Raw genomic sequence first — 13,322 nt, 5'->3', positions numbered from 1 at the left:
GAATAGCTTGTTAAATGTTTATATTCTGACTGAAGCAGGTAAAAATATAGGATTTGGTCATCTTATGAGGATGATTGCAATTTATCAGGCATTTGAAATTAAAAATATAAAGCCAAAATTTATTATTAATGGTGATGAATCTGTTGAAGAGTATCTGAAAGAAACTGAATACGAAATTTTTAATTGGATTGATAATCAAAAAAGACTTTTTGATATGATTAAAGATGCAGATATTGCTATAATTGATAGTTATTTGGCAGATTTAACTCTTTATGAGAAAATTAGCAAATTAGTAAAATTACCAGTTTATTATGATGATAATAATAGAATAGAATATCCAAGCGGAGTTGTAGTAAATGGTAATATTCATGCTAAATATTTAGTTTATCCTAAAAGAGATGATATTAATTATTTGCTAGGTTTAGAATATTTGCCACTTAGAAAAGAGTTTTGGGAAGTGCCGGAAAAAAAGATAAAAGAGAATGTAGAAAGTATAATGATTACATTTGGCGGTGATGATTTTCGTAATATGACGCCAAAAGTTTTAAAATTATTGGCTGAAAACTATCCGAATATTAAAAAGAATGTTATAATTGGTAAAGGTTTTAAGAATATAAAAGAGATAGAAAAAGCTTCAGATGAAAATACAGCTTTAATATATTTTCCTGATGCTCAAAAGATGAAAGAAGTAATGCTTGAAAGTGATATTGCTATTTCAGCCGGTGGGCAAACTTTATACGAGCTTGCAAGAGTAGGTGTGCCGACAATTGCCATTATAGTAGCAGAAAATCAGATTGGAAATGTTACCAAATGGCAGGATTTGGGATTTTTAGAAAATGCAGGTTGGTGGGGAGATGATACTTTTGTCACTAACTTAATTAACATGCTGAACAAGTATCATAATTATTCATTAAGATATTTTTCTTCAGAGTGTACCAAAAAATTTATTCATTGTGTAGGCGTATTAAATATCGTAAATAAACTAATTAGTGAGGTTAGTTATTCTATCAAATGAAGATTTTATTTCTATCTAATAATGCAGTCTCAAATAGTCTCTGTGAATGGCTAAAACTAAATAATGCTGATACATTAATTTATAATGAAAAATTAAGTTCAAAACTATTTGATAATTTTAACCCTGATTTAATAATCAGTTATAATTATAGGTATATTATTTCTAAAGAAGTTGTGAATTTATTTAGAAATAAAATTATTAATCTTCATATTTCACTACTGCCTTATAATCGTGGTGCACACCCAAATGTGTGGAGCTTTATAGAGAATACTCCTAAAGGTGTTACAATTCATTTGATTGATGAGGGATTAGATACAGGGGACATCATTTTTCAAAAAGAGGTACAGTTTGATGAGAATAAAGAAACTTTTTTTACATCTTATGAAAAATTGAATACTGAAATTCAAAATTTATTTAAAGAAAATTGGGATAAAATAAAAAGAGGTGTATTTATTCCTAAAAAACAGGATAATAGAAAAGCAACTATGCACAAGAAAAATGAGCTTGATGATTTGCTAAAATACTTTGGAGATGAATTCTGGCATACCAAAATTTCAGATTTAAAACATATCATTAATGAGAAAGGGTTAATATGAATAACAATGTCTTCATCATAGCCGAACTTTCAGCCAATCATAATCATGACTTGAGCATTGCAAAAGAAACGATTTATGCAATGAAGGAGTCAGGGGCTGATGCAGTTAAGCTACAGACTTACACTCCTGATACTATGACGATAGATTGCGATAATGAATATTTTCAGATTAAACAAGGTACGCTTTGGGATGGTCTGACACTGTATGAGCTTTACAAACAAGCTTACACTCCATGGGAATGGCATTTTGAATTGAAAGAGTTAGCCGAGAAGCTTGGTCTTACCTTCTTTTCCACACCTTTTGATAAAACATCTGTAGATTTTTTAGAAGAATTAAATGTTCCAATCTATAAAGTTGCTTCCTTCGAAATTACTGATTTACCTTTAATTGAATATATTGCCTCTAAGGGTAAGCCAATTATCATATCCACTGGGATAGCTACAATCGAAGATATCGATCTTGCCGTGGAAACTTGTAGAAAGAATGGTTGTGAAGATATTACCTTGTTGAAATGTACATCAGCATATCCTGCGCCACTTGAAGAGGCTAATTTATTGACTATACCTGATATGAAAAGTAGGTTTGGAGTAAAGGTAGGTTTATCTGACCACACACTTGGTATATCTGCACCAATTGCAGCTGTTTCACTTGGTGCACAAGTAATTGAAAAACATTTCATACTCGATAAAAAACTTGGTGGACCAGATTCTGCTTTTTCTTTAGAGCCAAAGAAATTTGCAGAAATGGTAAAGTCTATCAGAGAAGTAGAAAAAGCTCTTGGCAAAGTTACGTATGAAATATCGGAAAAAGTGGAGAAGAGTAGGATTTTTGCAAGGAGTCTATTTGTAGTTAAAGACATTAAAGCAGGTGATTTTTTGACTAATGATAACATTCGCTCTATAAGACCTGGCTACGGCTTACATCCTAAATATTTAAAAAGTGTATTGGGTAAAAAGGCAAAATATGACCTTGCAAAGGGCACGCCACTAAAGTTAGAATTTATTACAGAATAAGGAGTTGATGTGAATATTTATGAAAAAAATCTTCAGGCACTTAAAAAATTTAGACCCGATTTGGCAAAAAAAGTTGAATCATATAAAAGTAATGGTAAGTATAACACCATATCTTCTAATCATCCCGACAAAATTCCAAATTTAATTTATTTGCCTGAAAAGCTACTTGCTTATGACAACAATGACCCGCTGGCTTATGTCCAAGCTGATTTGAGAAACAAAATTAGACTCCCGGTTTTGAATATATTTTTTGGATTTGGGCTTGGGTATGAAATATTGACTTTTTTACAAAAATTTGCGGTGCAAGAGTCTGTTTTAATTGTATTTGAGCCTGAATTTGAGCCTTTTTATGTTGCACTTTACACAATAGACTTGACACCGGTAATATCTGATTCACGTGTAAAGCTTTTAATTGATATTCCAATTAACGATGTGTTTGTGAATTTGCATGCCATATTATTTATGGGTAATTTAAAGCTTTTTGTTAAAGCAATTAATATTATAGATAATAGCTTATCTTTAAGACTAAGCGGAGATTATTATAAGAAAGTTATGTCTCATTTAAAAGATGCAGTAAAAGAAGTTTTATTGCACTTTGGCAATGACCCTTGGGACTCGCTAATTGGTATTGTAAATACATTTTTAAATATCAATGAGATAATTGGCTGGCCCGGGATTAAAGATTTAGAAGGCATTTTTGATGGGAAACCAGGCATTGTCGTGGCAACAGGTCCATCTCTAAATAAGAACATTCACTTGCTAAAGGGGCTTGAAAACAAGGCCGTTATTTGTGCTGCAGACGCATCTTTGAGGGTAATGAAAAAGAATGGTCTCAAGCCGCACTTAGTTACTTCCCTTGAAAGGGTAATTGCTACTTCAAAGCTCTTTGAAGGGCTTACCCAAGAAGATGTAAAGGATGTTTATTTGTCAGCATGTCCTGTAATCCGCCCTGAAACATATGCTAATTTTCCCGGAGAAAGGATAATTGTCTATCGAAATTTTGCTACTTTTCAGTGGCTTGAGATTGAAAAAGGGACTTTAGATATTGGTCCTTCTGCTGCGAATATGGCGTTTAAGATTTTGGAATTTTTGGGGTGTAATCCTATTATCCTTATTGGTCAAGATTTGGCTTTTGGAGAGAATGAAGTGACCCACGCCTCCGGTGCTACATTTGGTGAAAAAGAGGAACAATATCATACTAGACGTCAAATCTTGGAAGTCGAAGGTAATTATGTCCCAAAAATCAAGACTACCGATGTTTGGTATAAATTTATGAAATATTATGAAAAAGATATAGCTGGTTTTGATGGAGAAGTAATAAATGCTACCGAAGGTGGAGCAAAGATTGTAGGAACCAAGATAATGACCTTTAAAAAAGCCATAGAAAAGTATATCAGTGAAGATATTGATGTGATTGATAATATAAAAAAATATCTAAAATATCCATCTGATGATGAGAAGGAAATGTATAGAAAACAATCAATTAAAAAGGTGAATGAGGCGATAGAATATTCCGATGCTGTAATAGATAAATTTATGAAAGGGTTTAATAAATGTGCAGAGTTTATTAACAAAATTATTCTAAAGTATGAAAAGGAAAAAGTGCTTGATGAAAAAAAAGCAGCAAGACTGTTTGATGAGCTTCAACAGCCGCTTTCGGTTTTTGGGGAGAAAAAATTTTTTGAGATATTTATGCACTTTGTTCAATCATACTATCTTACAACAATTATAGAAATAAACGGAGTAAGAAATTCAGCTGACAAGCCTGCCAGAGAAATAAATTTTACCATAGTCAGACTTCTTCACGATATGTATGCAGTAATGGTAAAGCTGATAGAGGCTATGAAAAAGTCACTTCTTGATATGAAAGCTAAGCTTGAGGAAAATAATTGAAAAATTAGTTTACATTCAGTGTTATCATTCCAGGGGAGCTTTTTAATTTACTGACAAGTTTTTCCAGCTGGTCTTTGGAAGCTATTTCAATTGTGAAGTCCTGTCTTGCTCTACCTTCCGATAGCGGCTTTGCAGAAAGCTCTATGATATTTATCCCCATATCTTTGATAATAGTGGTAATATCGTTGAGCATGCCTGGCCTGTCCTCCGTTATGCTATTTACTCTTACTTTTGATTTAAATTTTTTTGTTTCGTCCCAGATTACGTCTATCAGTCTGTCTTCACTAAAGGCCATATTTTTCAGGTTTTTGCAATCCTCTCTGTGTACAATTATTCCCCTGCCCACACTTATATAGCCTTTTACCACATCCCCTGGCAATGGGTTGCAACATTTTGCAACCCTTACCATTATATCATCTATACCATCAATTTTAAAAGGCTCTGCTTTTATCTTTGTCGGCTTTGAAATAATATCATCTTTTTCATCTACTCTTGCAAATATGTTTGCTGCCTGTTTCGGTGAAAGTCTTCCAAAACCCACAGCTTTCAGAAAATCGTCAAGGGATTTTAAGTTAAATCTTTCAAGGATTTTGCTCAGATTTTCTTTTTTGCTTATTATTTCCTTGAAATTAAGATTTCTTTCCGCAAACTCTTTTTCCAGTAAGTTGTTGGCAGTGTTAATGGCCCTTTCATCTTCTTTTTTCCTCAAGTATGCCCGTATTCTTGACTTAGCTCTGTTTGTTTTTACAAAATTTAGCCAATCTCTCCTTGGCTCCTGATTTGCGGAGGTAAGCACTTCAATTCTTTCCCCCCCTTTAAGTTTATATTTAAGGGGTACTATCCGTCCATCAATTTTTGCTCCTACACATTTATTCCCAATCTCAGAGTGAATGGCATAGGCGAAGTCTATTGGAGTGGAGCCTCTTGGCAATTCTACAACGTCGCCTGCTGGAGTAAATACGTAAAGCTGTGCAGGCAGCACATCTTCTTTGAGTGCTTCTACAAGCTCTTCGGGGTTTTTCAGCTCTTTTTGTTCAAGCAATTGTCTAAGCCATACAAATGCTTTATCTTCCTTTGGATCAAATTTTTTACCTTCTTTGTATCTCCAGTGAGCAGCAATCCCCTCTTCTGCAATTCTGTGCATCTCTTCAGTCCTGATTTGAAACTCCACTGTCATCCCTTTTGGGCCTATCACTGTTGTATGGAGCGACTGGTAAAGGTTAGCCTTTGGCATTGCAATGTAATCTTTAAATCTTCCCGGGATTGGTTTCCATAAGCTGTGAATCATACCAAGTACAGAATAGCATTCCGGCACTGACTGAACTATCACTCTGAGGGCAAGTAAATCATATATTTCATCAAAACTTGTTTTTTTATCAATCATTTTTTTGTAAATTGAATAAAAATGCTTTGGCCTGCCAGAGACTTCTGCCTGTATATTATTTTTCTCAAGCTGTTCTTTTACCGTTTGCAAAATATTGTTTAGATATTCTTCTCTTTCACTTCTTTTGAGTTTTACCTTGTTGTAAATTTCATAATATTTCTCACGGTCAAGAATACGAAACGCCATATCCTCAAGCTCCCACTTTATCCAGGCTATACCAAGCCTGTGGGCAAGAGGGGCGTAAATTTCCATTGTTTCCTGAGCTATACGTTTTTGTTTTTCTTCTCTTAGAAAATCTATTGTGCGCATATTGTGGAGACGGTCGGCAAGCTTTATTACGATGACTCTTACATCCTTTGACATTGATATGAGCATCTTTCTGAAATTTTCCGCCATTTTTTGCTCTGAAGATTTAAAACGGATTTTGCCTATTTTTGAAACACCATCCACAAGAAATGCAACATCCCGGCCAAACAATTCTTCCAATTCTTCATAAGTAGCGTCTGTGTCTTCAAGTGTATCGTGCAGGAGTCCTGCAATGACTGTATCTATATCCATATTCATATCTGCAAGAATATAGCTTACGCAAAGGGGGTGTGAAAGATAGGGCTCACCGCTTTGTCTTAGCTGGCCCCGATGCTTTTGAGCGGCATACACGTATGCTTTGTGCAGCTTTTCAAGGTCACCTTTTGAATCTTCGCTATGCTGCAAAACTTTTTCCTGAATATCCATTATACGGATATTTTTAATTTTGGTGGTCATTGTGCTTCTCTAATATCTTTTAATTTTAGTTGAATGGTTTTTTCACCAAGCCAGGTATTGTATTCCGGGACAAAAGCTATATCGAATATTTCATTATTTTTCAGTATTTTTTCATATTCCGGCATATTGTAACCTATTACCTGAAATACACGTCCATTTTTCTCAAGAAAACCTTTGATATGTTTTTTATCCTTGCCAATATAAAAAAACTGCTGAAATTTTCTTAAGCCTTTCATAAGAAACACAGGTTCACTGTTACCACTTCCGAATGGCCTCATTTTGTTAAGCCATTGTACAAGTTCATCGTTAATCTGGGAATCTTCAACGATAGCATCAATATTTATTTCCGGTATAAAATCTTCATCATTAAGCTGACTGGAAATTATTTTGTGAAATTCTTTTTGAAGCATTTTAATATTTTCAGCCTCAACTTTAAGCCCTGCAGCATATTTATGACCGCCAAAACTAACGAGAAGGTCTGAGATATCCTTAAGACCATCATAGAGGTGAAAAGCCGGGATACTCCTGGCAGAGCCCTTACCAAGTCCATTTTCCATTGTTATCACAATGGTTGGTCTGAAATATTTCTCGACAACTCTTGAGGCAACAATTCCAATGACTCCGGGGTGCCAATCTTCGGAGTAAAGAACTATTCCTCTATATTTTTCATGAAGCCTGTGCCTTTCTATCTTTGCATAAGATTCTGCAAGGATTGTTTTTTCAATCCCCTGTCTGTATCTGTTTTCCATATCGAGTTCTTCAGCAAGCCACCTTGCCTCATTTTTATCTTCAGTGATAAGTAGTCTGACACCTCTATCACTGCACCCCATTCTTCCAACAGCATTTATTCTCGGTGCAAGTACAAAGCCTATGTGCGACGCATTCAGGCTAACATTTACAAGCCCGGTTATCTTTTTTAACTCTTCAAGCCCAACTCTTGAGCTCTTTTCGCTTAGCATTTTTAGCCCATGTTTTACAAAGATTCTGTTTTCCCCTACAAGCGGGACTACATCGGCAATTGTTCCAAGAGTAACTATATCAAGGTATTTTTTTATATTGGGAAGGCTAAATTTATATTCCGGAGAATTTTGTAAAAAGTATCTGAGAGCCATTACAAGTTTGAATGCAACACCCACGCCTGATAAATATTTGAATGGGTATGTATCATCCATTCTCATTGGGTTTACTATAGCACATGCCTTGAGAGGTAGTCTTTCACCCTGCTGATGATGGTCGGTAATAATTATATCAATCCCTTTATCCACGGCATACGCTACCTCATCCACGGCGGTTATCCCGCAATCAACTGTAATCATAAGGTTTATTTTTTTCTGGCATATTTCGTCTATTGCTTCCTTGTTCAGCCCGTAACCTTCCTCAAGACGGTTGGGGACATAATAGGTTACATTTGCATTTAGCTCTTTTAAAAAAAGATATAAAAGTGAGGTCGATGTAATCCCGTCGACATCATAATCACCGTAGATACATATTTTTTCACGGTTAAATATCGCCTTTGCAATCCGCTGGACAGCCTTGTCCATATCTTTTAGAAAGAAAGGGTTTACAAGATCTTTTAAAGGCACATCAAAATAAGTTTCAGCTTCCCCAGAAGTAACAATACCTCTTTTTACAAGTGTTTCTGCTATTGGAGCTGGTATTGAAAGTTTTGTTATCAGCTCAAAAACTTTACTTTTATCAACTTGTTCATAAATCCAGCGATATTTGATACTTCTGACTAAGCCAACATCCTTTTCAATCCCCATTTACCTACCATTATTTTATTCATTTTAATTTATTTTAATACTCATTTCGGGTAAAAGCAAGAAATATATTTTTGTATGCGGATTATACTAAGTATTTACTGTGAAGAATATTAGCTGATTTTTCAAAAAACTTGATTTAAAAATACGCTTAATTCAGAAGCATTTTGTCATCAACAATATCTTCGCCACGCACCTTTGAAAACATTTCAAGAAGATCCTTGACAGTAAGTTTATCACGCTCCGGAGATTTGATATCAAGTATTATTTGACCTTCATGCATCATTATAGTTCTGTTTCCAAGGCTGAGAGCCTGTTTCATGTTATGTGTTACCATAAGTGCAGTGAGCTTATAGTGAGAGACAAAATATTCTGTAAGTTCAATAATTTTGGCTGCAGTTTTAGGGTCAAGAGCTGCGGTATGCTCATCGAGAAGCAATATCTGAGGCCTTACAAGAGTTGCCATCAAAAGGGTCAGTGCCTGCCTCTGCCCTCCTGACAAAAGCCCGACTTTGTCCTTAAGTCTGCTTTCAAGTCCCAATCCCAATACTTTTAGAGATTCGATAAATTTTTTTCTGTCGCTGCTTTTAACACCCTTTGCAAACCATCTTTTTTCACCCCTTTTTTGGGCAATTGCAAGATTTTCTTCTATGCTCAAATTCCCTGCTGTCCCAGATAGTGGGTCCTGGAATACCTGACCGATAAAAGCCGCTCTTTCATAGTCAGGTGTTTTTGTTACATCTTTGTTGTCGATATATATTTTTCCTTCATCAGGTATGAGATTACCAGCAATTATATTGAGCAATGTTGACTTGCCTGCGCCATTACTTCCTATTACTGTTATAAAATCCCCTTTTTCAATATTCAGGTTTATACCTTTTATGGCTTTATTTTCATTAATGGTATTTTTATGGAAGATTTTTACAATGTTTTCTAAATTAATCATATTTTAAGGCCTATTTTTTTTCTTATTCCTGGAAATATAAGGGCTATTGTTACAAGAACTGATGTCATCAAATTTAAATCTGATGGGGTCATTTGCAATGCTCCGATTTTAAAAGAGAGAGCCACTGCAATAGCAATTCTGTAAAGCACAGAGCCTATTATTACTCCTAAAACAGCTCTAAAAACTGTTCTGTCTTGTATGATTGCCTCGCCTAAAATTACGGATGCAAGGCCAGCCACAATTGTGCCTATCCCCATATTAACATCAGCTGAGCCCTGACTTTGGGCTACAAGGGCACCTGAGAGGGCCACAAGCCCGTTTGAAAATGCTACACCAAATAGAATCATCCTGTTGGTACTAACCCCCTGTGCTTTTACCATCTTCATGTTGTTTCCTGTTGCTCGCATTGCAAGGCCAATATCTGTATGTAAAAACCAAACCAGTATGACAGCAATGATAATAAGGATAATCGCAAAAAGAATAGGGGTGAGAATATATTTTTCTATTCCAAACGCCTCAAATGGTGTGAAAATAGTATCGTATCCAAGCAGAGCTGTGGTAGGCTGCCCCATAACTCTGATATTTATAGAGTAAAGGGCAATCATCATTAAAATTCCTGCCAACAGGTTAAGAATTTTAAGTTTTGTGTTCAAAAGTGCTGTTATTCCACCTGCAATCATTCCTGCGAGAGTTGCTATTGCAACAGTGATAAATGGATTTACCCCTTTGACGATGAGTATTGCAGAAACGGCTGCACCAAGGGGGAAAGTTCCATCTACGGATAAATCAGGAAAATCCAGGACTCTGAAGGTGATATACACCCCCAGAGCCATGATTGCAAAAACAAATCCCTGTTCAAGCGCACCTAAAAAAGCATACAAACTCATTTATTTGATTACCTTGGCAGCCTTTTTTATGAAATCTTCTGGCACTTTAATATTCATTTTTTCAGCAGATTTAAGATTAACAAAAAGTTCAAGGTCTTTTAATGTTTCAACAGGTGTTTCTGCAGGATTTGCTCCGTTTATCACCTTGTATGCTATTTCACCTGTTTGTTTCCCAAGTTTGTAGTAGTTGATTCCAAGAGAAGCAAGAGATCCTCTTTCAACAGAGTCTGTATCACCGGTAATCACCGGAAGCTTATTGTCAAAAGCTACCTGTAAGACTGACTCAAGAGCAGAAACTATCGTGTTGTCAGTTGGTATATATATGCCGTCAACTTTTCCTACAAGGGATTTTGCTGCTAAAAGTACGCCGCTACTGTTTGTAACAGTTGCTTCCACAATATTCATATTTAATTCTTTTGCTACTTTTTTTGCAAGATTTACTAAACTTCTGCTGTTTGCTTCACCTGCGTTGTAGATAATTCCTACATTTTTCACATCAAGTCCTAATTCTTTGAAAAGTGAAAGCTGCTCTTTTACCGGACTCATATCTGTTGTCCCTGTTACGTTTGTCCCTGGTTTTTCAAGGGATTTAACAAGCTTTGCCCCGACGGGGTCGGTTATTGCAGATATTATAACAGGGATTTTCTTTGTGGCGTTTGCAACTGCAAGAGCACTCGGAGTTGCAATAGCTACTATAATATCTTTGTTGTCCCCAACAAAATTTTTGGCAATCTGATTGGCTGTGGCAACATTCCCCTGTGCAATCTGAATGTCGTATTTTACATTTTTGCCATCTTCAAATCCATACTCTTTAAGTTTGTCAATAAAGCCCTGCCTGCAGGCATCAAGGGCAGGATGCTCCACAATCTGGGTAATACCTATGTTTAATGTTTTTGTGTATCCGGTTATTGAAAATAACAGGATAAGTAAAACAAGACTTAAAAATTTTTTCATGACAATCCTCCTGATTTTAAACTATGACTTCTTAATAAATTTTTCTGGAAAATTCAAGAAAAAGGTTAAATTATATTTAATTTAGATACTATCCTGCATAAAAGTAATAAATTAATAAGTAAAATGCCATAAATAATGTTACCCATATCATTGATATTCCAATATGAGTATCTGTCTTTACTCTGCCTATGTCTTTGAGAAGAAGTTTGTTTTCTTTTAATTTTTCAGGATTATCTTCAAAAACTTTGTAATATACAATATTATAAATGATCTTAATATACCCGTCGGGATTTGAAAAGATGTATGAAAATTTATCAGGTATTTTGGTAAAAAGTAAATCTTTTATTTTGGAGCCGATCTTAATGATTACATTGTCTACAAAACTTATAAATAAGGCTCCACCTTTTCTGTAAAACCAGTCAGTATCAAGCGTTATCGTTTCTGTCCTCTTAAGCATTGGCAACATAAAGAAGAATGCAGCAGCAGAAAACATTAGTATTTGCAACTGGAGTAATACGTGAGAAGCGGTATAGGGTTTAAAGTCCACTTCATAAGGTAAAATATTATATAATACCTGCGGATATACACCAAGAAGGATACATAAAAAGCTCACAAACCCCATTGCAATAAGCATGTTTTTAGGAGCCTCTTTTGGTCTTAATCCTGAATCTTTCTGGAAAAATACAAAATATGGAAATTTTATACCTGCATGTAGAAAAACACCTGCAGAAGCTAAAAGAAGTATATGGTAAACAAAAGTTTTATGCTCAGCAGCGGATGCAGCTATAATAAGAGACTTTGAGGTAAAGCCACTTGTAAGCGGAAATGCGGATATTGCAGCTGCTCCAATACAGCTAAATAAAAGCGTGTAAGGCATGGTTTTATAGAGCCCACCAAGTCTTGAAGTTTTACTAATCCCTGTCCTATATAAGACAGCACCGGCTCCCATCATTAAAAGTGCTTTATAAAGTATATGTGCAAAAGCATGAGCAGCAGCACCGTTAATAGCCATTTGAGTTCCAAGGCCAACACCTGCAATCATAAATCCAACCTGGTTTATAATACTGTATGACAGGACTCGACGCATATCATTTTCTAAAATAGCATAAATGATTCCGTAAACAGTCATAATGGCGCCTGCGTAAAGAAGGATTTCTTCACCGGGGAAACTTCTTGCAAGAACGTAAACGGCAGTTTTACTGGTATATGCACTTAGAAAAACAGTACCTGTTACAGTAGATTCCGGGTATGAGTCAGATAACCAGGCTGAAAATGGAGGTATTGCTGCATTTATAGCAAATCCAAGCATTATCAGTAAAGTAGCCACGTCTTGTAACCCGATATATCCAAAGTCCAAATTTCCTGTTTTAAAATAATACAAAATCATCCCAGCAAAAAGTAATTGACCACCTAAAGCATGCACCAGCAAATATCTGAATCCTGATTTTGTAGAAGCGTCTGTTTTTCTGGCAAAAATTATCATTGTGGAAAATATGGCCATAAGTTCCCAGAAAATAAAAAGAGTTAGGAGGTTACCAGCAAAAACAACACCGTAAGAGCTCCCTATATAAAGTGTGGCATATATATTTTCTTTATAATCATCATTATGATAAGCAAAAATTGCTGAAGAAAAAGCCATAATTGCAAATATATATCCCCAGACTTTACTTAACTTGTCAATAAAAATAAATTTTAAATCGATACCTAAAAAAGAACCAACTATTTCAGTGTTTACAGGGGTGTTGATTAAGGCAAAAAAAGCAAGAGCGGGTATTGTTATAAAAATAAATTTATGTAATTTACCCTTTGTTAATAGTAATATTAGTGCACCTATAAAGAAAATAAAAAAAACTGGAAAATTACCTATCATAATAATCCTCTGGTTTTTGTAGAAGCAGTTTTCCAAGTAGTTTTGATATAATAACTATTACAACACATGATAAAAAACCATAAATGGCATAAGAGCCAAATAAATTTTCCCATGCATAATGGGGGTGTTTGTGAATAACCAAATCTAACAAGACTAATATAATTAACAGTATATAAAACCATATTTTAAGCTTTTTTATATTTTCTTTCTTGTCAAAAAAGTCAAACTCCTTCTTATTCAAC

At 35.1% G+C, this 13,322-nt stretch carries 11 protein-coding genes; 4 read left to right on the top strand and 7 right to left on the bottom strand.

Annotation, left to right across the window (positions count from 1 at the left end):
* Positions 1–7: 7 nt before the first annotated feature.
* From pseG to ACTCAF_RS02680, 4 genes are read left to right on the top strand one after another with little or no spacing between them, the layout of a single operon-like run.
* Positions 8–1,015: a UDP-2,4-diacetamido-2,4,6-trideoxy-beta-L-altropyranose hydrolase gene (gene pseG / locus ACTCAF_RS02695; RefSeq protein WP_463061765.1), complete on the top strand. Its 1,008-nt coding sequence runs from the start codon at positions 8–10 to the stop codon at positions 1,013–1,015.
* A complete protein-coding gene (locus ACTCAF_RS02690) occupies positions 1,012–1,611 on the top strand; it encodes a formyl transferase (protein ID WP_463061764.1) in 600 nt (199 codons plus the stop codon). The genes pseG and ACTCAF_RS02690 overlap by 4 nt, the downstream gene beginning before the upstream one ends.
* Positions 1,608–2,624: a pseudaminic acid synthase gene (gene pseI, locus ACTCAF_RS02685; protein WP_463061763.1), complete on the top strand. Its 1,017-nt coding sequence runs from the start codon at positions 1,608–1,610 to the stop codon at positions 2,622–2,624. The genes ACTCAF_RS02690 and pseI overlap by 4 nt, the downstream gene beginning before the upstream one ends.
* A gap of 9 nt (positions 2,625–2,633) precedes the next feature.
* Complete coding sequence (locus tag ACTCAF_RS02680; RefSeq protein ID WP_463061762.1) at positions 2,634–4,517, top strand: motility associated factor glycosyltransferase family protein; 1,884 nt, start codon at positions 2,634–2,636, stop codon at positions 4,515–4,517.
* A 4-nt stretch (positions 4,518–4,521) separates the two neighbouring features.
* On the opposite strand, the gene ACTCAF_RS02675 is transcribed toward ACTCAF_RS02680, so the two are convergent.
* The 7 genes from ACTCAF_RS02675 to ACTCAF_RS02645 form a co-directional block, all read right to left on the bottom strand.
* The gene (locus ACTCAF_RS02675) at positions 4,522–6,663 is read right to left on the bottom strand and encodes a RelA/SpoT family protein (RefSeq protein WP_463061761.1); all 2,142 of its coding nucleotides are present in this window, start codon (positions 6,661–6,663) and stop codon (positions 4,522–4,524) included.
* Positions 6,660–8,426, bottom strand: coding sequence for a single-stranded-DNA-specific exonuclease RecJ (gene recJ, locus ACTCAF_RS02670; RefSeq protein WP_463061760.1), 1,767 nt, complete (start codon positions 8,424–8,426; stop codon positions 6,660–6,662). Before recJ ends, ACTCAF_RS02675 begins: the two co-directional genes overlap by 4 nt.
* 148 nt (positions 8,427–8,574) lie before the next feature.
* Positions 8,575–9,369 (bottom strand): ABC transporter ATP-binding protein, encoded by a 795-nt coding sequence (locus ACTCAF_RS02665; RefSeq protein ID WP_463061759.1) that lies wholly within the window; start codon positions 9,367–9,369, stop codon positions 8,575–8,577.
* The gene (locus tag ACTCAF_RS02660) at positions 9,366–10,256 is read right to left on the bottom strand and encodes an ABC transporter permease (RefSeq protein ID WP_463061758.1); all 891 of its coding nucleotides are present in this window, start codon (positions 10,254–10,256) and stop codon (positions 9,366–9,368) included. Before ACTCAF_RS02660 ends, ACTCAF_RS02665 begins: the two co-directional genes overlap by 4 nt.
* Complete coding sequence (locus ACTCAF_RS02655; protein ID WP_463061757.1) at positions 10,257–11,210, bottom strand: ABC transporter substrate-binding protein; 954 nt, start codon at positions 11,208–11,210, stop codon at positions 10,257–10,259.
* Positions 11,211–11,298: 88 nt separating this feature from the next.
* Positions 11,299–13,080, bottom strand: a complete 1,782-nt coding sequence (locus ACTCAF_RS02650; RefSeq protein WP_463061756.1) for a Na(+)/H(+) antiporter subunit D — start codon at positions 13,078–13,080, stop codon at positions 11,299–11,301.
* The gene (locus tag ACTCAF_RS02645) at positions 13,070–13,321 is read right to left on the bottom strand and encodes a hypothetical protein (protein ID WP_463061755.1); all 252 of its coding nucleotides are present in this window, start codon (positions 13,319–13,321) and stop codon (positions 13,070–13,072) included. Before ACTCAF_RS02645 ends, ACTCAF_RS02650 begins: the two co-directional genes overlap by 11 nt.
* Position 13,322 lies beyond the last annotated feature (1 nt).

Source organism: Deferrivibrio sp. (genome assembly GCF_055117995.1).
Note: the sequence above shows the minus strand (reverse complement) of the source record. Positions and strands in the feature narration are given on the sequence as shown.